Origin of the sequence: Neisseria sicca, from assembly GCF_003044565.1 — a bacterium.
In the GTDB taxonomy this organism is placed as follows: domain Bacteria; phylum Pseudomonadota; class Gammaproteobacteria; order Burkholderiales; family Neisseriaceae; genus Neisseria; species Neisseria sicca_A.
In genome coordinates this window covers 192,436-214,455 of record NZ_POXG01000003.1, presented here as the reverse complement: position 1 = coordinate 214,455, position 22,020 = coordinate 192,436, and the positions used below count along the sequence as shown (strand labels likewise).

Here is a 22,020-nt window from a genome sequence, read left to right as displayed (position 1 = left end):
CGATTTCATACCGCTGCCCTCATTATCCATACAACCTTAATTCCTCTTTCTTCCACCTTTATCAAAACTAACGTCCTTTACTATATAAAAACGATATAATTCAATAAGAAAAGTCCCCAGCCGCAACCTGTCCGACGAAAACCACACCCTCCCGTTACCACCTGTAATCAGGTTCATTTTCACTCCTACCCATAGCGAGGAAATGCCATGAAACACTCAATCCCCCTCATTCTTCTCTCTTCCACACTCTGCGCCTGCACCGCCGGCACACCCGGCATGTCCATCGGTTTAGGCATAGGAACAGGCATCGGGCGCCATGTCGGACTAGGTACTTCCGTCAACATACCGATTGCCTTAGACAAAAATAAAACCGCCCCAAACAACACAGGCGGCATCAATATTATTGACGAACAAATCGTGACTTATTTCGATACACACGGCAATCCCAGCAATAGCGCCGTCAAGGGCGGTTACTACCGTCAACTGAAAAATAAACGCGGCAATCAATATACCGTACAAGATTTTTACAGCGACAACAGCCGGAAGCGGACAGACCCCTTTATTTTAGGCCGCAACCAACTGATGCAATTCCACGCCACACCAAGCAACGGCTCACTTACCACATACGCCTATAACGGCACCGTAATGCAACACCAAGAATTCCGCAACGGCAAGCTTGTCAGTGCAAAATATTAGACAAAATAGCACCCTGACAGACCAACCGCACCTGCTGCCATTTGCACCTATTGATTTCCGACACAACTATTCACAAAATAAATACTTTTAACATTCAAATATTTGTAACATTACTACCCTTCATCTAAAAAATATTATTGACACTTTTTTTTCAGACGATATAATGCACCTCTATTCCCCGATAGCTCAGTCGGTAGAGCGACGGACTGTTAATCCGCAGGTCCCTGGTTCGAGCCCAGGTCGGGGAGCCAAATTTTAAAAGCCTGAACATAATGTTCAGGCTTTTTTGTTTGCCGACTCTACTTTAGCTTCTTCAGAGCCAATTCATTTTCCCATCGGTCAAGCTGTTTTCTACAATCGCTATTAATTGCACAAAAGGTCGTCTGAAACCTAGAAATTTGGTTTCAGACGACCTTTTTACAGCCTTTTGTGTGTATCAAATAATACATACAAAATTTATTAGACAGGAGTATATCTAGGCAAAGAATTTATCTCCGTAGCCATCCATTCTTTGGTTGTAATTAACTTAGTCAACCCAACAGGCAGAAATTCCAAATACTCCAATTTCAAATCATTCGCCTTTTGTCGAAATTTTTCTGAAACAATCAAAGAACATTTAGTCTCATGTTTAATATCAAATAAATCGTAATCACAATTCTCCAAAATGCTCATTTTGAGTAATTCATCAACTCCATAAACCTGCTCATATTCGCATTCTTTTAGGTTTACAACATCTTCCAGTTCTAACTTATCTGTTGTCATCGCATAATAAGCTCGATTTGATATGATATTTCTTGTTTTTCCGTTCATATATTTTACAGGTTTTATTTGTAAAATATTTGTCTTCATTCCATCCAAACACCGCATAAATTCTTCAGTAATGATATAAGTGTATTCAGATAAGCTACGTACCGGATAGTCATATTCCCTTAAATTAGAGACCAAAATAAGATTATCAGGAAGTATAATTTTTTTACGCTTCCGTGTTATCCCAGCATACCAAGGAAGAGAACCATATTCGACTTTAAAATCGTTCAGTTGAAAGGATGGGAGAAACTCCTCCGGCAGTAGATAATTGTTGTAAAAACCAACCCCGCAAAGGATGTTGTGACTGATAGTCAGATAATAAAATTTCATCATTGAAAATCCTAAGTAAATTTTCCCAGATATTGATTTGGCAAAACAGACATTCTGCTTTTTTCATTCATTTTTAAAAATCCCTTATATCGCTAACTCAATACAATTCACATCGATTCATCTGCACTTCCTTGCACGCAAATTTGACCTGATACCCACTAACCTTTTTAATCGGCAACCTTATCCATACCAATATCAGGAATTTTAATTCTTTTCATAAACCCAGGTCGTCTGAAATTTTTCAGACGACCTTTTTGCTTCTTTATTTCGACCAGCCCCCGCCCAATGCCTTATACAGCGACACCAGCATCTGCGCCCTTGCCAGCCGCGCCGCAATCAGGTTTTCCTGCATTTGATCTTCAGCGATGTGGGCTTTGAGGGCGACATCCAGCGTTTTGTAGCCGTTGCGGAACATTTTTTCCGTATCGGCCGCGTGGTGCGCTGCCTGATTATGGGCGGTTTGCAGCAGTTCGGTTTGGCGGCTTAACGATTCCACGCCTTGATATGCGCTGTCCACTTCGCCCAGCGCGGTCAGGAGCCGTTTGTCGTATTCCAGCAATGCCGTCTGAAGGCGCGCGTCGGCGGCTTTGATATTGGCTTTGATGCGACCGTTGGTGAACAGCGGCGTCTGTATACCCACCGACAGCAAACTTGCCCAGCCGGTCAGCGAACGGTCGCCGTCCACACCGATGCGTCCGCCCTGACCCATAAAGCTGATGGTGAAGCGCGGCAGCAAATCGGCTTTGGCACTGGCGAATTTGGCGGCATAGGCGTTGACTTGAGCCGCCTGCGCGCGCAGGTCGGGGCGGCGTTCCAGCAAGCCTTGCGGCGTTTGCCCGCTTGGTGCGGAAGGTTGGTTCGCCAACGCATTGACAGACGATTCGGGCAGCGTAAACGTTTGCGGCACGTTGCCGGTCAACACGGCGATACTGCGCACATAAGCGGCGTATTCCGCCCCTATCGTGACGCGTTTGGCTTCCGCTGCGGTCAGTTGCACTTTCACCTCGTTCACTTCATAGCCGCTGACATGTCCCGCCTTAAAACGCCCTTCGATATAGCGAACCATACGCCGCAGGGCGGCAACGGTTTGATCGGCGGTTTTCAGACGACCTTGAGCCGCACGCGCTTTGAAATAATTGTCGGCAATATCGCCCGCCACCAGCATTTGCGCGCCATATGCCAACTCTTGTTGTCCGAGCGCGGCATAACGGGCGGCATCGGCATCGCTGCGTTTCTTGCCGAAAATATCCGGCTCCCACGAAGCGGTCAGTCCGCCATACAGGCTGGTGCCTTGAGAATCGATGGTGTCGTCGTTTAAAGATGCAGTCTGCGGATAACGCGAGAGCAACGCCCTGGCATTGCTGTTGAGCGGGTTATCCATTTGGCTGTAATTCGCCATCGCCTTGCCGCTCAGTCCGACGGTCGGCCCCAAATCGGCACGCGCCATTCCTGCCACCGCACGGGCTTCGTTCAGACGGCTGACGGCGATTTTCACATCATGCCCCTGCGCCCAACCCTGCGCGATTAATCCGCTTAACACCGGATCGTTCCACTGCTGCCACCACGCCCCGATGTCCGCATCGCCCTTCGCCGCCGTATCCTGCGTGAATGTTTCGGGCAATTCAACCTGACTGTTTAACGGAACTTCTGTGTTTTTACAGGCGGCGATAGCTAAAACTGCGGCAACACACAGTAAATGGATTTGATTGAATTTCATCGTATTTTCCTTTTTGAAAAGGTTTTAGCGTTCCGTTTTGGCAAAATTTGCTCCGCTCGTTTCAGAGTGTGCAGCCTCTTGACCGGACAACCTTTCAGACGACCTCTCAGAAGATTTTTTGCGAAACCTAGAAACCTAAATGTAAGCCTGCGGCTTACTGCCCTCTCCCTAACCCTCTCCCACGGGGAGAGGGGGCAAAATTGGCGGGAAATCCAAAAATGATTGGGTTAATAAGGCATTAGATTTTCTTTTGAAAAATATGGGAATAAAAAAGCCTTGAGACTTAATAGATAAACAAACCGTACCGCGCCCTATTTTAAGTTCAATTCCTATAATAAATAGTCCGTATAAAGCATGGCAAGTTCACAGGATTTGCGCCCCAGTTTCATGATCTAAAACCTACATTCAATAATATAGTGGATTAAATTTAAATCAGGACAAGGCGACGAAGCCGCAGACAGTACAAATAGTACGGCAAGGCGAGGCAACGCCGTACTGGTTTAAATTTAATCCACTATAAACAGCAGGACGAACCCCATCGACTACCAATTTCGCTTTTCAGACGACCTTGTGCCGTGAATTAATTCTGCAAATACAATGTCGCTTACCGCACAACACCTTTTCCTACCGTTACGCCTTCTATACATATGCCCAATGACAAGGATGCTACAATTGGCATATTTTTACCGTTATCGGACAGGTGTTTTATGCAGTATTTCTGCCTACTCATCCCCATACTCATTGGCTATTTTCTTGACGAAATGACCGTCGGCGTCATTTTCGGCTCTATTTTATGGTTGTTTGCGCGTGAACTCGGCAAACCGCGTCAGGAAGAACATGATGCGAAACTGCAAAATCTGGAAAAAGAAATCGAGTTGCTGAAGCTGCGTTTGACGGCTTTGGAACATGAAACCGTTCATGATAAAGAAGGATTCCGGCAGGCTAGGAAACTGCGTGCTGTTTTGTCCGAACATGCCGATGATATTCAGACGATCCCTGCGCCGCTTCATGAGAAGGCTGAGCCTGTGGCAACTGCGGACGATGCGCCCGTCGAGCCGCACATCGAACCGGTTGCCGCTCCCTCTTTTTCTACACCTGTCCCCCCTGTTTCCGCTGAACCTTCCGTGCAGCCCGAACCTGCTCTGTACGCAGACAGCGTCGAAACGCCTATCGAAGTTTCCGCTATTCAAGAGGACGAACGCAAACAAGACGCGCCTGTCCTGCTGACGTCGTCTGAAAATGAAGTTCCAATGTCGTCTGAACCTATATCTGAAACCGCAGACGCAGAATCTCGTGAAACCGTTATCCATAAGGAAGAAGGTTTCGATTTCAAATTCTCCGAAAATCCGATTGTTGCTTGGTTCCTGCGCGGCAATCCGCTGCTGAAAACCGGTATCGTGGTGCTGTTCCTCGGCTTGGCGTTCCTCTTGCGCTATGCCTCAGAGCGGATTTATGTGCCGGTGGAAATGCGTTACCTGACCGTTGCAGGCGCGGGTTTGGCGGCGGTCATCGGCGGCTGGAAGCTGCAAAGCCGCAAGCGCGAATACGGCTTGGTATTGCAAGGCTTCGGCGTGGCGGTGATGTATCTGACCTCTTTGGCGGCGTTGAAACTGCATCCGCTGTTGCCTGCGCCGATCGTGTTTGTGCTGATGGTGGCAATGGTTGTATTGATGGCGTTGCTGGCAATCAGGCAGAACGCGCAGATTATGGCGCAGGTCGCCTTGGTCGGCGGTCTGGCGGCGCCCATCCTGGTATCGGACGGCAGCGGCAATTATTTGGTGCTGTTTTCCTACCTTTCCCTGCTCAACGCAGGCGTAGCGGCGATTGCTTGGTTTAAGGCATGGCGGTCGCTGAACCTGACGAGTTTCGCCGGCACCTTCTCCATTGCCGCATTGTGGGGCATGCAAAGCTATACGCCACAGCATTTCGCCACGACCGAACCTTTCCTGATTTACCACTGGCTGCTCTACACCTTCATCGCCTATCTGTTCGCCCGCCGCAAGCTGACGGAAAACCGCGAAGACACGCTCGCGCCCGTTGCCGACAACGCGACGCTGGAAGAAATTTGGAACAGCCTCTGCTCCCACGGCCTGCGCGTCCACGTCCTCGACCATACTTTATTGTTCGGCACGATGGCGGCGGCGTTCGGACTGCAATACCGCATGGTGGAACACTGGCCGTCTGCGGACGCATTCTCTGCGCTGGGCTTCGCCGCCGTTTACGGGCTTGCCGCGCTGATGCTGAAACGGCAACAGGGTTTGTATATCCTGCGTCAGGCGTTTGTTGCCCTGTCGCTGCTTTTCCTCACGCTCGCCGTTCCGCTTTACTTTGAACGCGGCAACACCGTCATTCTGTGGACGGTAGAATCCGCACTCGTGTATTTCTTCGGACTGCGCCAACAGCGTCCGCATATGCGTTTGGGTGCGCTCGTTGTTTATTTGCTGGCGGCGCTGACCCAACTGAGCGGTTATCAGGAGGGAGGATCCACCATCCTGCACGGTCAATGGTTCACCACCCTGCTGACCCTGTTCGGCGGCGCGGCAATTTACCTGCAATGGCATCTCTACCGCCGTAAAGGCTCGGCACACTGGGAACACACGCTTCAAAACGCAACCCTCTGCGCCGCCCTGCTCTACACATCCATCCTGCCTTTACTGTTTCTCGCGGAACGCGGCAGCATCATCATTTTCTCTGGTTTGGTGGCGGCTTGGGCGTTCTGCCGAGGCAAAGGCAAGTCGGACGTATTCAGCACATTCGCCTTGGGCAATGCAATCTTTATCCTGCTCTTCCAAGCCTCGATTAATAATGAATCCAACGGCTTCCTGACACACTGGCACCTCTTTGCCGCCGCGCCGCTGCTGTTTGCCGCAGCCTACGCGTTGCAATATTCGCGTGTCCAAACCGAAGTCTCGGAAAGCCAAGACAAACAAGACCAACCCCTCCCATTCTCGCGGATTGCAGGCTGGGCTATCCTCGTTATCGCTCTGATGTTGGGCGGCTTCGCCACCTACACCCAATGGACGGGCGAGGAAATCCTGTTTATCGAGCTTTGGGCATTACCGATATTCACCGCCTTGCTGTTGCTTGCCAACCGTTTGAACTGGAAAGAGCTTTTTCAGACGACCTTGGCATTCATGCCTCTGTTTGCGCTGCACTTCATCGGCTATCACCTCGAGCACCTATGGACTGCCGCCGCAGCCCTGCCGCTTGCCGCCGCTACCGTGTTGAACTTCGTCATTCTGAACAACCGCCAAACCCATGCGCCTATCGACTTGCACAAACTCAACATCATCATGCTCGGCATCCTTTGGTCGCTTTGGGCAGGAATGTATGTCGGCAATCGTCTCGACGGCGTTTGGTCGCAGCTCTCGTGGCTTGCCGTACCGCTGATCATGTGGATCGTCCTCCATACGCAGCGACAGCGCGGCTTTTTCAGACGACATCAAGCCGCCTATCAGCATTTCGCCCTGCCGATAGCCGCCCTTGCATCGGCAAGTTGGATGATATGGACGAACTTCTCCACTCCGTTCCAACCCGCGCCGTTGCCGTATATCCCGCTGCTTAACCCGCTGGAGCTCGCCTGCGCCGGAATGCTGTGGTTTGCCCTGAAGTCCCTGCCCGAAGCCCTGCCTTTGGAATACCGCCGCGTAAACGCCCCCGGCGTCGCCGCCCTCGCATTCATGGTCATCAGCGCGGGCGTGATGCGCCTGTGGCACTTCTACGACGGCATCACTTGGCAACTCAACATTATGCTCCAATCCTTCGGTCTGCAAGCCAGCCTCTCCGTCGTCTGGGCAGTTACCGCCATCATCCTGATGGTGTACGGCAACCGCCGCAAACTGCGCCCCTTCTGGATAACCGGCGCGGCGCTGATGGCGATTGTCGTCGTCAAGCTCTTCCTCATCGAGCTTTCCAACAGCGGCGGCATCGCCCGCATCGCCTCCTTCATCATCGTCGGCGTGCTGCTGCTCTTGGTCGGCTGGTTCGCGCCCGTTCCGCCTAAAGCAGTGGAAAACGAAGAGGACAAAGCATAGTCTAGCCTCCCAAAGAAAAGGTCGTCTGAAAACCGATTCAGGTTTTCAGACGACCTTTTTAATATGGAAAACGTTACAGCCCGATTGCCAAGCAGTTCAATATACCGATTAAGCCGCCGGCATCAGGGCAAACGTCCCGAGCGATTATTTCAGATGAATCGTCGGTTGATAGCCTTTTGCCTCTTCCGAACCGTCAAACGGCACAACAACGCCATCCGCGTAAGTCACATACGCTTTGTATTTCACTGAGACATCGCCTTTAGGATTCAGCGCGATAAACGGGAACGAAGTGAATTCGCCCGCTTCCATACGACCTTTGTAAGTGATGCTGACGATATTGCCTTCCGCATCTTTTTCCGTTTTATAAGTCCAACCCGGAACAGGATGGATGAACAACAGTTTCACACCTTCGGCAACCACCATTTTTACCCCGGTTACCGCCTTACCGCGATTGGTTGGCACATTCAGGCGGAAATGGTCTGATTTTCCAGAAATACTATCAACACCATTAGAATTATTGCGAATCGTAACATGCGCCTGAGCATCCATCATCAATGCAGACAGTGCCAAAGCTGAAAACAATAGCTTTATTTTCATTGTGTTATCTCCGTATAAAGAGTGGATAAAAAGATCAGGGTTGAAGGCTTGCCCGAATCCTGACAAAGAAGCGCCGTCAGATAAGGAACAAGGAAAAAAATAACATCCGCTTAGACAACGCTGCGGCTTACAGGTTTCAACTGCATGCACGATATTATAAAATTCATTACCTTCCCAACACCCATACCGCCCTCATGAACTACGCCCTAGATGCCCTATGGTGGAAACTCGCCACCCCGTCCGTCCGCGACCTCGCCACCCTGCTGACCGCTCCGCCGCTTTGGCAAAGCGGCTGTGAATTGAGCGTCCGCGAGCTATTGGGCGAACGCGGCTTCCGCTATCTTTTGGATTTGGACGGCAATCCTGCCCCCTTAGATGACTATCTCGCCGAACACGCCCCCTTCGGCAACCGCCTCGGCATCTACGCCGAACGCCTGCTCGCATTTTGGTTTACCCACGCGCCGCATACCGAGCTGCACGCCTGCAACCTGCCCGTGTTTTCAGACGACCTCACGCAAGGCGCCGCCGATTTCATCGCCTCCATCGACGACAAACCCTACCACATTGAACTGACCTGCAAATATTACGGCAGCGACAGTGGCAAATCCGCAGACATGCGTGGACTCAATGCCAAAGACACCCTCACCGCCAAAGCCGCCAAACTGCCCCGCCAACTCGCCCTGTTTCAATCCCCCGAAGGCATCGAAACCCTGCGGCAAAACCGTCTCCCCGACGCGCCGCAACCCGCTTCAGTCATACGCGGCATCGGCTTTTTTCCCGTCGGCGCAGATTCCGCCGAAGCCCCGCTGAACCCATACTGCTGGCGCGGCGTCTTTATCCGAGACTGGTCGGCATATCCGACCCACGACGGCGCACGCTACCACTTCATCGACCGCATGGCATACCTCGCCCCCGCCCGCGTCGCCGAGGCGCAAACCCTGTCCGAGCGAGACGTCCGCCAAATCGAAAGCGGCTTAATCGCCAAACTCGAATTGCGCCCCGACGGCTTTTGGCATGAAATAGAACGCATCATGAAGGTCGTCTGAAACCCGATTCAAGGTTTTCAGACGACCTTTCCAGTATAATCCAAGCCTTTCCCCCGATTGCGAATCCACCATGACCCCGATCCAACTTGACCATACCGCCAAAGTTCTGGCTGAAATGCTGACTTTCAAACAGCCTGCCGATGCCGTTTTGTCCGGCTACTTCCGCGAACACAAAAAACTCGGCAGACAAGACCGCCACGAAATTGCCGAAACCGCCTTCGCCGCCCTGCGCCATTATCAAAAAATCAGTGCCGTCCTGCGCCGTCCGCACGCCCAGCCACGCAAAGCCGCGCTTGCCGCACTCGTCCTCGGCAGAAGCACCAACATCAGCCAAATCAAAGACCTGCTCGACGAAGAAGAAACCGAGTTTCTCAGCGGCCTCAAAGCGCGCAAAACCGAATTTTCAGACGACCTCCATACCGCCGCCGAATTGCCGCAATGGCTGGTGGAGCAACTGCAAAAACATTTTAACAAGGAAGAAATCCTCGCCTTCGGCCGCAGCATCAACCAAGCCGCGCCGCTCGACATCCGCGTCAACACGCTCAAAGGCAGACGCGACAAAGTGCTGCCCCTGCTTCAAGCCGAAAGCCCCGATGCAGAAGCCACGCACTATTCCCCTTGGGGCATCCGCCTGAAAAACAAAATCGCCCTCAACAAACACGAATTGTTTTTAGACGGCACGCTTGAAGTCCAAGACGAAGGCAGCCAGCTCCTTGCCCTGCTCGTCGGTGCCAAACGCGGCGAAATCATCGTCGATTTCTGCGCAGGCGCAGGCGGCAAAACCCTCGCCGTCGGCGCGCAAATGGCAAACAAAGGCAGAATCTACGCCTTCGACATCGCCGAAAAACGCCTTGCCAACCTCAAGCCCCGCATGACCCGTGCCGGACTGACCAACATCCACCCCGAACGCATCAGCAGCGAACACGACAGCCGCATCGCCCGACTCACCGGCAAAGCCGACCGCGTCCTGGTCGATGCCCCCTGCTCCGGCTTAGGCACGCTGCGCCGTAATCCCGACCTCAAATACCGCCAGTCGCCCGAAACCGTCGCCAAACTTTTGGAGCAGCAACACAGCATCCTCGATGCCGCCGCCAAACTGGTCAAGCCGCAAGGCAGGCTGGTTTACGCCACTTGCAGCGTGTTGCCCGAAGAAAACGAAATTCAGGTCGAACGCTTTTTGGAAGAACACCCGGAATACGAACTCCTCGACTGCGCCGAGCTACTCGCCGCTTTGAAAATCGATTTGAACACCGGCAAATACCTGCGCCTCGATTCGGCAAAACACCAAACCGACGGATTCTTCGCCGCCGTTTTGCAGCGTAAGGAATAAGCGTTCAAACAAGGCGTAAACACACGGAAGGTCGTCTGAAAAACCTGATTCTAGGTTTTTCAGACGACCTTTTTAGCGTGGATGAAATCGATTGTATGGATTCATGCCTGACCGCCGAAATCCTTGAATAGATATAGATGGGCACAGACAAAACGCTCGGTTTGATTGAATCCAAACATACAAAAAGGTCGTCTGAAATTTCAGACGACCTTTTGCGTTGTTAAAACTTAAGCCAAAGAAGCGTTTACAAATGCGGTCAATTGACCTTTTGCCAATGCGCCGACTTTGGTGGCGACGTTTTCGCCGTTTTTGAACACCATCAGCGTCGGAATACCGCGCACGCCAAATTTGGCTGGAGTGGCTTCGTTGTCGTCGATGTTGAGTTTGACGACTTTCAGACGACCTTCAAATTCAGCGGCGATGTCGTCCAAAATCGGAGCGATCATTTTGCAAGGACCGCACCAAGGTGCCCAGAAGTCGAGCAATACGGGGACGTCAGATTTCAAAACGTCTTGTTCGAAATTTGCATCGGTGGTGTGGATAATCAGTTCGCTGCTCATGAGTTTTTCCTTTTTGTGTCAAATTGAATCAGATGTTGTGCAGGATAGGGCTTGGGGCTGAAAATTTCAAGTGTCGCCAAAGTGTAATAGTTTTTTTGTAAGGCCGCCATCGCGATTGGCTAATGTTTTTCAGACGACCTATCCGACGGTTCAGCCTGCCCTGAAGCTCATCAGATGGCGCGTGTAATCGCTGGAAGGGTTGGCAAATACGGTTTCGCAGCCGCCCTCTTCAACGATTTTGCCGTCTTTCAGCACCATCACGCGGTGCGACAGGGCGCGGATGACGGCGAGGTCGTGACTGATGATGATGAGGCTGAGACCGTGTTTTTTCTGCAAATCGGCGAGCAGCTCTAGAATCTGTTGCTGCCATTGTACGTCGAGCGCGCTGGTGGGTTCGTCCAAAACGAGGATTTTCGGGCGGACGATAATGGCGCGGGCGATGGCGAGCCGCTGGCGTTGTCCGCCGGAAAAGGCGTGCGGATAGCGTTCGAGCGCGTCTTCGGGCAGTCCGACCTGCCGCAATACGTCTTGCACGCGCTGCCGCATTTCTGCGCGGGACAAATCGGGTTCGTGGACGCGCAGGGCTTCGGAAACGATGTTAAAGACGTTCATGCGCGGGTTGAATGCGCCGAACGGGTCTTGGAACACCATTTGGATGTCGCGCCTTGATTCGCGCGTCCAGGCTTCGCCGTTGATTTTCAGACGACCTTCCGCGTCGATAAGGTGCATGACGGCTTTTGCCAGCGTGGTTTTACCGCAGCCGCTTTCGCCGATGATGCCCAGCGTTTCGCCCGCTTTCAAATCGAAGGAAACCGGCTCCAGCAGGGTTTTGCTGCGTTTTTTGAACCAGCCCGCCGTTTCTTTGACGGCAACGGAAAGCTGCTCCGCCTGCAAGACGGTGGCGGGGTTGTCCGCCAAAGGCACAACCTTGCGCGCGGCACCGGCGTTCAACAGCATTTGCGTGTATTCGTGTTGCGGACGGGCAAACACTTCCGCCGCCGCGCCCGTTTCGACAATACGTCCGCCGCGCATCACGGCGACGTCGTCTGCAAAGCGGCGGACAAGGTTCAGGTCGTGGGTGATGTAGAGCATGGTCATGTCGTGCGCCTGCTGCAAGCGCGCCAACAAATCGAGAATCTGCGCCTGCACGGCGACATCGAGGGCGGTGGTCGGTTCGTCGGCAATCAAGAGCTTGGGTTCGGCGGCAACCGCCATCGCAATCATCGCCCGCTGCCGCTGCCCGCCGGAAAGCTGGAAGGGATAGGCAAAGGCTTTCTGCTCCGGCTCGCGGATGCCGGTTTCCGCCAAGAGTTCGACCGCCCTCGCCCATGCCTGTTTTTTGTCCAAACCCAGATGCAGGGTCAGCACTTCGGCAATCTGCGCACCGACGCGCATCAGGGGGTTAAGCGCAGTCATCGGTTCTTGAAACACCATACCGATTTCCCGTCCGCGCAGCTTTTGCAGGGCGCGTTCGGATTGGGTCAGCAAATCGTTGCCGTCGAATTTCAGACGACCTTCAAACGACACCAGCGGATTCAGCCGCATAATGCTCTGCGCCAACACGGTTTTACCGCTGCCGCTCTCGCCGACCAATGCCAGTTTCCTGCCGGTCTGTACGGTCAGGCTGACATCGTGCAGGACTTGCTTGCCGGGGAAAAAGGCGTTTAGGTTTTCAATTTCAAGGATGGGTTTCGTCATGGTATCGAGGTCGTCTGAAAACGGAAAACGGTTGGAATCAAATCGGCAATACCCGCCGCACGGGCAGAAATCTTTACGAAGCAATAAGCCATATCCGATGGTTTACAAGAAACGCGCCCAACAAACATCGGCTTTCTGCTTTTCAGACGACCTCTGATTCAAACCCGCAAACCGAGGTCGTCTGAACGCTTATTATTTCTGAAACTGCTCTTTCAACACCCGTTTCAACACTTTGCCCGTGGCGTTTTTCGGTAGTTCGTCTTTAAAGTAAATCTGTTTGGGGATTTTGAAATTCGCCAAATGTCCGCGCAAATGGGCGCGCACGTCGGCTTCGTCCAACGTTTCGCCGTCTTTGAGTTGGATAAAGGCGATGATTTCTTCGTCGGCATATTGGTCTTTTACGCCGATGACGGCTGCGGCTTCGACAGCGTCGAGTTTGTAAATCGCTTCTTCAATTTCGCGCGGATAAACGTTTTGCCCTTTGGAAATAATCAGGTCTTTTTTGCGGTCGACGATAAAGATGAAGCCGTCTTCGTCTATCGTGACAAAATCGCCTGTTTTCAGCCAGCCGTTGACGATGGCTTCGTCCGTGGCATCGCGCATATTCAGGTAGCCCTGCATGACCGAACCGCCTTTGACGATGAGTTCGCCCACTTCGCCCGTCGGTACTTCGACCAATTCGTCGTTGACGGCTTTGACCTCTAATCCGGGCAAGGCGATGCCGACGCTGCGAGCTTTTTGCCTTTCGGGCGTGTTGACGGCGACGACAGGCGAGCATTCGCTCAAGCCGTAGCCTTCCAAAAGTTTGGCACGCGGAAACTTCGCTTTAAAGTCGAGGATGGTTTGTTCCGCCAAAGGCGCACCGCCGCTGATAAACAGACGGACGCGGTTGAACCATCTGAAATACCAAGGGATTTTCGCTTTGCTCATGGCGGTGTAAATCGCGGGCACGCCCAAAAACACGGTCGCGCGTTTGAATAAAACCTGTTTCAAAACGTTGGAGAACGGGAAAACGGATTTCACCAAAATAATCGAACACGCCATATAAATTGGCAGCAACACCATAGCCGTCAGCGTAAAGCTGTGGAACATCGGCAGGAACACGACGAAGCGGTCGCGTTTGGTAATCTTAAAGATGCGCTCGATGCCTTCAAGGTTGGCAAACAGGTTGCCATAGCTGATTAATGCCCCTTTGGGATGGCCTGTCGTACCGGAAGTGTAAATAATATGCGCCAAATCATCGATTTTCGGCTGGCGGCTCAAATCGGGCGTGCCCGAGAAACGGCGCGCTTCTTCAAAACGCGCATCGGCTTCGTCCGCCGCTTTCGCCTCGCCTATCCAAATGATTTTCTCGACACAGGTCTGTTTTTTCAGCCCCTTCAATTCTTTCTGCAAACCTGCCGAAGCAAACATAAACCGCGCTTTGCAGTCGTTCAAAATATACGCGTATTCGTTGTTTTTCAAAAACGTATTCATCGGTACTGCAACCGCGCCGATGGCGGAGACGGCAAAATAGGCGCTGATAAATTCCGGCGAATTGGATACCGCCAGAGCCACTTTGTCCCCGAATTTGACGCCCATATTTTGCAGATATGCGGCTACGGCATCGACTTCTTGCTTGAGCGCGTGGTAGGTGGTTTTTTCTTTGTCGTTGAACACCGCAGTCCCTTTGCCGTTTTTACGGCAGGCAGCGGTCAGCATTTCGTAAAAGTTTGTGTTGTGTGTTTGATTCATTGGAATTCTTTAAAAATGAAGTGAGTAAAATATTATAGAGGTCGTCTGAAACTTCTAAAGGCGAGGGTCGCGCATTGATATACGCCCGCAAAGACTCCGTGCTTATACTATCCCCTAGCGCGCACGTCAAACGCCTGACGCAAGCCCTCGCCTATCATCACCAGCAAAAGCAGCATAATCGTCAGCGTACCGACGGTGGACAAGCCTATCCACCAGGCGTCTAAGTTGTCCTTGCCCTGCGCCAAAAGTTCGCCCAAGCTCGCCTGCGACGCGGGAACGCCCAAACCGAGGAAATCCAAGCTGGTCAGCGCAAGCACCGCGCCGGAGATGCGGAAAGGCAGAAACGCCAATACGGGCGTCAGGCTGTTGGGCAGGATGTGCCGCCACATAATCGCGCGGTTGCCCACCCCCATCGAACGCGCCGCCAAAACGTAATCCGCCTGACGGTTTTTCAAAAACTCGGCGCGGACGTAGTCCGACAGCCCCATCCAGCCGAACAACGACAGCAACACCAGCAATATCAGCAGACTGGGATTGAAAAACGAAGACAGGATAATCAAGAGGTAAAGCTCCGGCATCCCGCCCCAGATTTCGATAAAACGCTGCATCAAGAGGTCGGTTTTGCCACCGAAATAACCCTGCACCGCGCCGGTGATCACGCCGATTACGGTCGTTACCAAAGTCAGTGCAAGGGCGAATAATAGGGAATCTCGGAATCCGTAAACCAAACGCGCCAAGACATCGCGACCGCGGTCGTCCGTGCCGAGCAAGTGCCTTTCGGACGGACTTGCAGGGTCGGGCTGCGTGTCGAAATCATTGAGCGTATCGGCATCGTAGGGATTGGGCAGATAAACGGCGTAATTGCCGTTTGATGTGATGTTGCCGCGTATCAGCGGATCGAGGTAATCGGCAGGTGTGTCGAAATCGCCGCCGAACACGGTTTCGTTGTATTCGTTTACCAGTGGAAAATAATATTCGCCCTGATAACGTATCAACAACGGCTTGTCGTTGCTCCACAAAGGCGCAAGCAGCGCGACGGCAAACAAAACGGCTAAAACCCGCAGCGCGAACCAGCCGCGTTTGTGTTGCTTGAATGCCTGCCAAGTGGGGTTTGAGGTGTGTGTTTTCATAATTGGATTGCACAAAGGTCGTTTGAATATTCAACCATGGAGATTACTTATAAGCCAACTTTTCCAATTCTGACTTATGCGCGGCAATTACGCGCTTTGCGCTATGCATGACCAACCGTTTGGTTGCTTCATCATCCTGCAATTCCATACGGACTACTTTTGCACCATCGTTTTTATGTTCGCGGCTTTCTTCAGAAATATCTTTTAAACGTTTAATCATATTTAACTCCATAATTCTTTAAGTTTTCAGACGACCTATTTCTGTCCGCCGAAATGAATACGCGGATCGACCCACGAATAAGAAATATCCGACACCAATTTCGCCAGCAAACCCATCAGCGTGAACACATACAGCGTCCCCATCACCACCGGATAATCGCGCTTCATCACCGCCTCGTAGGAAAGCAGCCCCAGCCCGTCGAGCGAGAACAAGGTTTCAATCAGCAGGCTGCCGGTGAAAAACGCGCCGATAAAGGCAGCGGGAAAGCCGGTAATCAGCGGAATCATCGCGTTGCGGAAAACGTGTTTCCACAAAATCTGTTTTTCCGGCAAACCCTTGGCGCGGGCGGTATAGACATATTGGCGGCGGATTTCTTCAAGAAACACGTTTTTCGTCAACACCGTCGTTACCGCCAGACTGCCCGCCACCGAAGCCGTAATCGGCAGCGCCATGTGCCACAGATAATCCTTGATTTTGCCCGCCCACGACAGCGTGTCGAAATCATCGCCGACCAAACCGCCCTGCGGGAACCACGCAAAAAAGCTGCCGCCGCCAAACAACACCAGCAGCACCAAACCCAACACAAACGGCGGTATGGTATAACCGACCAGCACCACCATCCCCGTTACCGCATCAAAACGGCTGCCGTCGCGCACCGCCTTGGCAATGCCCAACGGGATACAAATCAGATAAGTCAGGAAAAACGTCCACAAGCCCAAACTCATCGACACCGGCATTTTCTGTTTGACCAGCTCGAACACGGTTTCATGATGAAAAAAACTCTTGCCCAAATCAAAACGGGCAAACCGCCACACCATATCCGCAAACCGCGTCAGCGGCGGCTTGTCGAAACCGTACAGCGCATTCAACGCCGCCAAATCTTCCGGGCTGATGCGGTTGCCATGTTTCATCGTATCGCCCGCCACCACAGTCGCCGTCTCGCCACCGACTGCACCATGCGTCAACTGCTGCACCATCTGCTCCACCGGCCCGCCCGGCACGAATTGGATAACGGCAAAAGTAATCGCCAAAATCCCCAACAGCGTGGGGATTAAGAGTAATAGGCGGTGGAGGATGTAACGGTACATGCTTGGGGTATTCCTCTATTTGGGTTTTAAGGTCGTCTGAAAAGTACGGATTGCTTTCAGACGACCTATACTTTTAATACTTGTAAAAAATTTAACTGATAAGCCAGCTAATAAACCTATCCAGCAAATCTTTCTGATTATTGCCAGCCGCTTCGACCATTTCCAATGTCAAACTATCCGGCCACACAATAAAATATCCGTAACGTCCTTTTTTGATAAGCCCACCGGCTTTCTTACCTGTATCTGTCAAACGGTAGAACTTACCGTCTATTTCCTGCAAGCCTGCATGACACAGTTTCGCATTGCATTCTTCCGTCGTTACTCCCCATTTTTCTGCCAGCTTAGCGACAGTCAATGTATCGTATTTTTTAGCAATTTCTATATTCTGATTTTTCTGCGAAACTTGCTCTTTTTCTACTACGTCAACTGAAATTTTAACTTCATCGCTAATACGGATAATACGCTGCGCTTCGCTATAAGCATCTTGATAGACTTCCCCATCTTCGCTACGCTTCAGTAAGATACCCATTTCATTATTATTTATTTGGCTGAATTCATATAAATTCAGGCTTGTAATAATGCAAGCATCTTCGCTGACGTAACATTTTGCATGAAGATTCGGACAATAGCTTGTACGAACATAATTTAAATTTTTCAACCAGGCTGCCTCTGAAGGCTGCAATTCACTTTTACCATATACAATCCGCACATCGATTTTCATGCGGTCTTTGTCTTCTAAAAGCTCTTTTACCCTATCGTTTAATTTTAGATAAGGGCTAATCAAATAAAGCCGTTCCTGTGCATTTTTAATTAACTCCTCCAAGTAATACGTTGTACCGCTGGTATTTAAAAATTTTGCCATTTTCTTCTTTCCTGCAATGTTTATTTGATTTATTCGCGGGCAGAGCCCACGCTACGCAGTTGCTTTATATTATTCTGACAGTTGAAACAATAGACTTCACTATCGTTTAGGTCGTCTGAAAATTGCTGCGACAAACTTTCAGACGACCTTCCTTATTTCTCCAAAGCCTCTTGCAGTTTCTTCTCAATCAAATCCGCATCAAACGATTTGGCAATCAGCTCGAAGCGCGAGTCGCGCCGCCATGAGACTTGGTTAGCGCCCCACTGCCCGTCCACCCAGTTGAGCCACACCCATGTGCCGAGCACTTGGAACACGCCTTTGGCGCGGACGAGGCCGTCTGTGAATTTGGGCAGGTCGTTGAAGAAGTTGGTCAGCTTTTCGCCGTCGAAATCGCGTCCGGCGGGGAAAGTGAAACCTTGCGACTGGAAGCCCATGGTGTTGTCCGGCAGGGCTTTGAGGCGGTAGCGTGATTTTTCGATGACGGGAATATCAAGCCATTGGATGTCGAGTTGTGCGTTTTGGACTTCGACCACTTTGGCTTTGGGCGGGAACAGTTTTGCCGCTTTGTCGTGAAATTCGGCAAGCTGTTCGGGGGTGCATAAATCGGTTTTGCTGGCGACCAATACGTCGCAGATGCCGATTTGGTCTTTATACAATGCCTGTTGCGCGTAATCGGGGTTGATGAACTGGCGCGGATCGACGACGGTAAAGACGGCGCCGATTTCCAGAAGGCTGTCCAGCGGTTTGGCTTTCAACTCGTCGATGACGCTGGCGGCGTGTGCCAGTCCGCTGGCTTCAATCATCAGGCGGTCGGGTTTGGCATCGCGCAGCATTTTCTGTACGGTTACGCCCATTTGCGGGCCGGCTGTGCAACACAAACAACCGCCGGCGATTTCTGCCACGGGGATGCCGTTATCGCTCAATACCGCGCCGTCAATGCCGATTTCGCCAAACTCGTTGACGATGATGACCCATTTTTCGTTCGGGTCTTTCTGCTCCATCAGGCTTTTGAGCGCGGTGGTTTTGCCTGTTCCCAGAAAACCTGAAATCAGGTGGACTTTGGTTTTTTTCACTTCTGACATTTTTTACAGATTCCAGTTAAAACAACGTGTTCTTCTTTCAGTGCAAAGCCGCTCTCGGCAACGCCTGCGCGCAGTGCCGCCCATTCGTGGCTCAGGGTTTGCTCGTCCGCCGTGCCGCATTCGGTGCAGACCAAAATAAACGCGCTGTGGTGCGCTTCGGCTTCTTCGTGGTCGTGGCAATGGTCGTTGCACTCGTGCTGCGCGTGGCTGCACAAAATATAGCCGTTGACCGCCGCCACTTTGTGCAAAACGCCCTGCTCCGCCCAAAAATCAAGGGCGCGGTAGGCCGTTGGCGGCGCAACCACGCCCTCGCTTTGCTGCTGCATCTGCGACAAGACATTGTAGGCTTTAATCACGCCGCTTTGCTGCAAAACGATATCGAGCACCTGCTCGCGCAAAGCGGTTACCTGTACGCCGTCACGGCGTGCCTGTTCGAGGATTTTTTGTTTGATTGCGTGTTTCATAAAGGCTTTCAGACGACCTTAATATTCTGAACGGAAAGGATTACATTATAACGTGTTTATGTAAGATGCAGATATTCGGAGGTCGTCTGAAACCGAGTATTCCTGTTCAGACGACCCTATCCTATCCAATCTGCCTATTTAAACCACGACTTAATCTTTGCAAACAAAGACATACTTTGTTTCTCGAAATTCTCGGTTAACACGGGTACGGGCGGCGCATTGCGGATCACTTTCATACCGGCAAACGTTTGGGCGACGGGCATGATTTCGATGGAGTTGACGTTCATGTGCGCCGGACGCTGATAGAGCCACAAAGCCGTATCCGCAATGTCTTGCGGCCGGATGGATTCGACGTTCTCATAAACCTTTTCCGCCCGCTCGTCATCGCCCTTAAAGCGGACGTTGGAAAACTCGGTACCGCTACACAAACCCGGCTCGATGTTGGTGACGCGGATGTTTTTATCCGCCAATTCCGCGCGCAGGTTCATGCTGAACTGGCGCACAAACGCCTTGGTCGCGCCGTACACATTACTACCTTCGTAGGCATAGCTGCCGGCAATCGAACCCAGATTCATGATATAGCCTTGTTTGCGCTCCGCCATTTGCGGCAGGATTTGGCGCGTCAGAAAGGTCAAACCGATAATGTTGGTTTGAATCATGGTTTCCCAATCGCTGAAATCTGCCTTGTCCGCTGTTTCCAAACCCAATGCCAATCCGGCGTTGTTGATCAGGCAATCGATTTCGGCAAAATTTTCAGGCAGGCTGTCGAGCGCGTTGCGTATCGACTCGGTACGCGAAACGTCCATTTCCAAAGGATAAAACCGCTCGCCCAATTCAGCCGCCAATGCCTGCAGTTTCTCGCCGCGCCGTGCCGCGCCGATAACGAAATAACCTGCCTGCGCAAACGTGCGGCACATCGCCTCGCCGAAACCAGCAGACGCGCCGGTAACCAAAATCGCCATAACTATTTCCTTTCTTTTCTCGTTTTGTAAACCCATTTCAGGTATGATTGCAACTTTTCAGACGACCTCTTCGGACGTCGTCTGAAAAATATGAATAACAAAATACTATCACAGGACACAAAAGCCATGAATACCAAACTCTTCTCAGCAGCCCTGCTCGCTGCCCTGACCCTTGCCGCCTGCGGTGGCGGCGCACCCGCGCAACCCAAAGGTCCGATCTCCGAAGACCGTACCACTGCGTTCAAAGCCATGATGCCCGAGTTCTCCAGCATGGGCAAAATGGTAAAAGGCGAAGAGCCTTACGACGTAGAGAAATTCAAGCAGGCGGCGGCGACTTTTGCCGAAACCAGCAAAAAACCTTTCACTTTCTTCCAATCTGACGACAAAGGCAACGGCCGCGCCCTGCCTGCGGTTTGGTCTGATGCGGCTAAATTCAAAGCCGAAGAAGACAAATTCGCCGTTGCCGTTGAGAAACTGAACGCCGCCGCACAAACCGGCAAGCTGGAAGAAATCAAAGCCGCTTACAGCGAAACCGGCGCAAGCTGCAAATCCTGCCACGACACCTTCCGCGCTCCGGAAGAATAAACCGCTGCGCAGAAACACAAAAAGGTCGTCTGAAATATGGTTTCAGACGACCTTTTTGGTTTTTGATGATTGCGACACTTAAATAACCGGATTCAACGGCAATCCAGCCTTCAGGCAAACGCTTTCATGTTCCGTAAATGTCAAGTTTGACGGTTGCCTGTCAGTTATCTTTAAATTCGGCAAAAACGATAAAAAGAAAACCCGCCGAATAATCGACGGGTTTTCGTATAGTGGCGGAGTAAGAGGGATTCGAACCCTCGATGCAGGTTGACCCCACATGCTTCCTTAGCAGGGAAGTGCCTTCAGCCTCTCAGCCATTACTCCTAAGGAAGTGCGTAATATACTGGTTTGGTTCGGGCGTGTCAAGCCGGGCTTCAGGGTATTTTTTAACCGTATGAAATCATTTGTATAAAATATAAAGAAACGTAAAATTGTAGCCCGTATGCGGCGGCTGGTACAATTCATACTTGGTTTCAGAATGTGATGAAAATGAATGATTTAATCGTATTGAACAAGCCTTATGGCGTGATTTGCCAATTCTCGGCACATGAGAAGTATGGATGTTTGAAAGATTATGTGTCGCTGCCGGACTTTTATCCGGCGGGACGTTTGGATACGGACAGCGAGGGTTTGCTGCTGTTGACGAACGACGGACGTTTGCAGGCACGGATTGCGGATCCTAAGTTTAAACTGGAGAAAACTTATTGGGCGCAGGTGGAAGGCGCGCCCGACGAAGCGAGGATGGATATGCTGCGGCGCGGGGTGGATTTGGGGGATTTTGTCACGCGTCCGGCAAAGGTTCGCGTATTAGAGGCGGGCGAAGCGGATGTTTTGTGGTCGCGCGTGCCGCCTATCCGTGTGCGCAAATCCGTGCCTGATTTTTGGGTGGAGATTCGGATTTCGGAAGGGAAAAACCGACAAGTCAGGCGGATGACGGCTAAGGCTGGTTTTCCGTGCCTGCGTTTGGTCAGGGTGGCGATAGGTCGTCTGAACCTGTTTGATTTGGGCTTAGAGCTTGGTCAATGGACGTTTGCGCCGCATAAGCCTTGATGAATGGCTGTTATTAAATTAATTGGCT

General features: G+C 51.6%; 19 protein-coding genes and 2 tRNA genes. 7 read left to right on the top strand and 14 right to left on the bottom strand.

Features of this window, described 5'->3' with window-relative positions:
• Positions 1-207: 207 nt before the first annotated feature.
• Positions 208-696 carry a NemA protein gene (locus tag DBZ16_RS08175; RefSeq protein WP_107813617.1) on the top strand — a complete coding sequence of 163 codons (489 nt, stop codon included), beginning with the start codon at positions 208-210 and terminating at the stop codon, positions 694-696.
• Positions 697-871: 175 nt separating this feature from the next.
• A tRNA-Asn gene (locus tag DBZ16_RS08170) sits at positions 872-947 on the top strand.
• A gap of 208 nt (positions 948-1,155) precedes the next feature.
• Here the strand turns inward: DBZ16_RS08170 and DBZ16_RS08165 are convergent.
• Positions 1,156-1,836: a hypothetical protein gene (locus DBZ16_RS08165; RefSeq protein WP_107813616.1), complete on the bottom strand. Its 681-nt coding sequence runs from the start codon at positions 1,834-1,836 to the stop codon at positions 1,156-1,158.
• Positions 1,837-2,095: 259 nt separating this feature from the next.
• Positions 2,096-3,550, bottom strand: a complete 1,455-nt coding sequence (locus DBZ16_RS08160; RefSeq protein ID WP_107813615.1) for an efflux transporter outer membrane subunit — start codon at positions 3,548-3,550, stop codon at positions 2,096-2,098.
• Between the two features lie 707 nt (positions 3,551-4,257).
• Between DBZ16_RS08160 and DBZ16_RS08155 the strand changes: the two genes are divergently transcribed.
• On the top strand, positions 4,258-7,584 hold the full coding sequence (locus DBZ16_RS08155; RefSeq protein ID WP_107813614.1) for a DUF2339 domain-containing protein: 3,327 nt from the start codon (positions 4,258-4,260) through the stop codon (positions 7,582-7,584).
• A gap of 144 nt (positions 7,585-7,728) precedes the next feature.
• On the opposite strand, the gene DBZ16_RS08150 is transcribed toward DBZ16_RS08155, so the two are convergent.
• Positions 7,729-8,181: a DUF1775 domain-containing protein gene (locus tag DBZ16_RS08150; protein ID WP_070497089.1), complete on the bottom strand. Its 453-nt coding sequence runs from the start codon at positions 8,179-8,181 to the stop codon at positions 7,729-7,731.
• 194 nt (positions 8,182-8,375) lie between these two features.
• On the opposite strand from DBZ16_RS08150, the gene DBZ16_RS08145 reads away from it, so the two are divergent.
• Positions 8,376-9,227, top strand: coding sequence for a DUF1853 family protein (locus DBZ16_RS08145; RefSeq protein WP_107813613.1), 852 nt, complete (start codon positions 8,376-8,378; stop codon positions 9,225-9,227).
• A 70-nt stretch (positions 9,228-9,297) separates the two neighbouring features.
• Positions 9,298-10,557, top strand: coding sequence for an RsmB/NOP family class I SAM-dependent RNA methyltransferase (locus DBZ16_RS08140; protein ID WP_107813612.1), 1,260 nt, complete (start codon positions 9,298-9,300; stop codon positions 10,555-10,557).
• A 227-nt stretch (positions 10,558-10,784) separates the two neighbouring features.
• Here the strand turns inward: DBZ16_RS08140 and trxA are convergent, their stop codons facing one another.
• From trxA to DBZ16_RS08095, 10 genes are all read right to left on the bottom strand, one after another.
• Positions 10,785-11,117: a thioredoxin TrxA gene (trxA, locus tag DBZ16_RS08135; RefSeq protein WP_049223229.1), complete on the bottom strand. Its 333-nt coding sequence runs from the start codon at positions 11,115-11,117 to the stop codon at positions 10,785-10,787.
• A 150-nt stretch (positions 11,118-11,267) separates the two neighbouring features.
• On the bottom strand, positions 11,268-12,815 hold the full coding sequence (locus tag DBZ16_RS08130) for an ABC transporter ATP-binding protein (RefSeq protein WP_107813611.1): 1,548 nt from the start codon (positions 12,813-12,815) through the stop codon (positions 11,268-11,270).
• 192 nt (positions 12,816-13,007) lie between these two features.
• On the bottom strand, positions 13,008-14,549 hold the full coding sequence (locus DBZ16_RS08125; protein ID WP_107813610.1) for a fatty acid--CoA ligase: 1,542 nt from the start codon (positions 14,547-14,549) through the stop codon (positions 13,008-13,010).
• A 107-nt stretch (positions 14,550-14,656) separates the two neighbouring features.
• The gene (locus tag DBZ16_RS08120) at positions 14,657-15,679 is read right to left on the bottom strand and encodes an ABC transporter permease (RefSeq protein ID WP_107813609.1); all 1,023 of its coding nucleotides are present in this window, start codon (positions 15,677-15,679) and stop codon (positions 14,657-14,659) included.
• A gap of 43 nt (positions 15,680-15,722) precedes the next feature.
• Positions 15,723-15,899: a hypothetical protein gene (locus DBZ16_RS15410; protein ID WP_167390275.1), complete on the bottom strand. Its 177-nt coding sequence runs from the start codon at positions 15,897-15,899 to the stop codon at positions 15,723-15,725.
• 35 nt (positions 15,900-15,934) lie between these two features.
• Positions 15,935-16,987, bottom strand: coding sequence for an ABC transporter permease subunit (locus tag DBZ16_RS08115; protein ID WP_045072531.1), 1,053 nt, complete (start codon positions 16,985-16,987; stop codon positions 15,935-15,937).
• Positions 16,988-17,078: 91 nt separating this feature from the next.
• Complete coding sequence (locus tag DBZ16_RS08110; protein ID WP_107813608.1) at positions 17,079-17,849, bottom strand: phospholipase D family protein; 771 nt, start codon at positions 17,847-17,849, stop codon at positions 17,079-17,081.
• A gap of 152 nt (positions 17,850-18,001) precedes the next feature.
• Positions 18,002-18,931 carry a CobW family GTP-binding protein gene (locus DBZ16_RS08105; RefSeq protein WP_003757856.1) on the bottom strand — a complete coding sequence of 310 codons (930 nt, stop codon included), beginning with the start codon at positions 18,929-18,931 and terminating at the stop codon, positions 18,002-18,004.
• Positions 18,919-19,395 carry a Fur family transcriptional regulator gene (locus DBZ16_RS08100; protein WP_049227861.1) on the bottom strand — a complete coding sequence of 159 codons (477 nt, stop codon included), beginning with the start codon at positions 19,393-19,395 and terminating at the stop codon, positions 18,919-18,921. The genes DBZ16_RS08105 and DBZ16_RS08100 overlap by 13 nt, the downstream gene beginning before the upstream one ends.
• Before the next feature lie 134 nt (positions 19,396-19,529).
• Entirely contained in the window at positions 19,530-20,357 is an 828-nt protein-coding gene (locus tag DBZ16_RS08095; protein WP_107813607.1) for an SDR family oxidoreductase, read from the bottom strand.
• 126 nt (positions 20,358-20,483) lie between these two features.
• Between DBZ16_RS08095 and DBZ16_RS08090 the strand changes: the two genes are divergently transcribed.
• On the top strand, positions 20,484-20,942 hold the full coding sequence (locus DBZ16_RS08090; RefSeq protein WP_107813606.1) for a c-type cytochrome: 459 nt from the start codon (positions 20,484-20,486) through the stop codon (positions 20,940-20,942).
• Positions 20,943-21,173: 231 nt separating this feature from the next.
• Here DBZ16_RS08090 and DBZ16_RS08085 read toward each other — a convergent pair.
• Positions 21,174-21,266 (bottom strand) — tRNA-Ser (locus DBZ16_RS08085).
• Between the two features lie 165 nt (positions 21,267-21,431).
• On the opposite strand from DBZ16_RS08085, the gene DBZ16_RS08080 reads away from it, so the two are divergent.
• Positions 21,432-21,992: a pseudouridine synthase gene (locus DBZ16_RS08080; protein ID WP_107813757.1), complete on the top strand. Its 561-nt coding sequence runs from the start codon at positions 21,432-21,434 to the stop codon at positions 21,990-21,992.
• Positions 21,993-22,020: the final 28 nt, after the last annotated feature.

Bases quoted from the DNA above. Each gene is read 5' to 3' on its own strand.
- DBZ16_RS15410 (WP_167390275.1), bottom strand. From the start codon at position 15,899: ATGATTAAACGTTTAAAAGATATTTCTGAAGAAAGCCGCGAACATAAA.
- DBZ16_RS08165 (WP_107813616.1), bottom strand. From the start codon at position 1,836: ATGATGAAATTTTATTATCTGACTATCAGTCACAACATCCTTTGCGGG.
- DBZ16_RS08120 (WP_107813609.1), bottom strand. From the start codon at position 15,679: ATGAAAACACACACCTCAAACCCCACTTGGCAGGCATTCAAGCAACAC.
- DBZ16_RS08090 (WP_107813606.1), top strand. From the start codon at position 20,484: ATGAATACCAAACTCTTCTCAGCAGCCCTGCTCGCTGCCCTGACCCTT.
- DBZ16_RS08095 (WP_107813607.1), bottom strand. From the start codon at position 20,357: ATGGCGATTTTGGTTACCGGCGCGTCTGCTGGTTTCGGCGAGGCGATG.
- DBZ16_RS08105 (WP_003757856.1), bottom strand. From the start codon at position 18,931: ATGTCAGAAGTGAAAAAAACCAAAGTCCACCTGATTTCAGGTTTTCTG.
- DBZ16_RS08130 (WP_107813611.1), bottom strand. From the start codon at position 12,815: ATGACGAAACCCATCCTTGAAATTGAAAACCTAAACGCCTTTTTCCCC.
- DBZ16_RS08100 (WP_049227861.1), bottom strand. From the start codon at position 19,395: ATGAAACACGCAATCAAACAAAAAATCCTCGAACAGGCACGCCGTGAC.
- DBZ16_RS08150 (WP_070497089.1), bottom strand. From the start codon at position 8,181: ATGAAAATAAAGCTATTGTTTTCAGCTTTGGCACTGTCTGCATTGATG.
- DBZ16_RS08160 (WP_107813615.1), bottom strand. From the start codon at position 3,550: ATGAAATTCAATCAAATCCATTTACTGTGTGTTGCCGCAGTTTTAGCT.
- DBZ16_RS08110 (WP_107813608.1), bottom strand. From the start codon at position 17,849: ATGGCAAAATTTTTAAATACCAGCGGTACAACGTATTACTTGGAGGAG.
- DBZ16_RS08145 (WP_107813613.1), top strand. From the start codon at position 8,376: ATGAACTACGCCCTAGATGCCCTATGGTGGAAACTCGCCACCCCGTCC.
- DBZ16_RS08155 (WP_107813614.1), top strand. From the start codon at position 4,258: ATGCAGTATTTCTGCCTACTCATCCCCATACTCATTGGCTATTTTCTT.
- DBZ16_RS08140 (WP_107813612.1), top strand. From the start codon at position 9,298: ATGACCCCGATCCAACTTGACCATACCGCCAAAGTTCTGGCTGAAATG.
- DBZ16_RS08115 (WP_045072531.1), bottom strand. From the start codon at position 16,987: ATGTACCGTTACATCCTCCACCGCCTATTACTCTTAATCCCCACGCTG.
- DBZ16_RS08125 (WP_107813610.1), bottom strand. From the start codon at position 14,549: ATGAATCAAACACACAACACAAACTTTTACGAAATGCTGACCGCTGCC.
- DBZ16_RS08175 (WP_107813617.1), top strand. From the start codon at position 208: ATGAAACACTCAATCCCCCTCATTCTTCTCTCTTCCACACTCTGCGCC.
- DBZ16_RS08080 (WP_107813757.1), top strand. From the start codon at position 21,432: ATGAATGATTTAATCGTATTGAACAAGCCTTATGGCGTGATTTGCCAA.
- trxA (WP_049223229.1), bottom strand. From the start codon at position 11,117: ATGAGCAGCGAACTGATTATCCACACCACCGATGCAAATTTCGAACAA.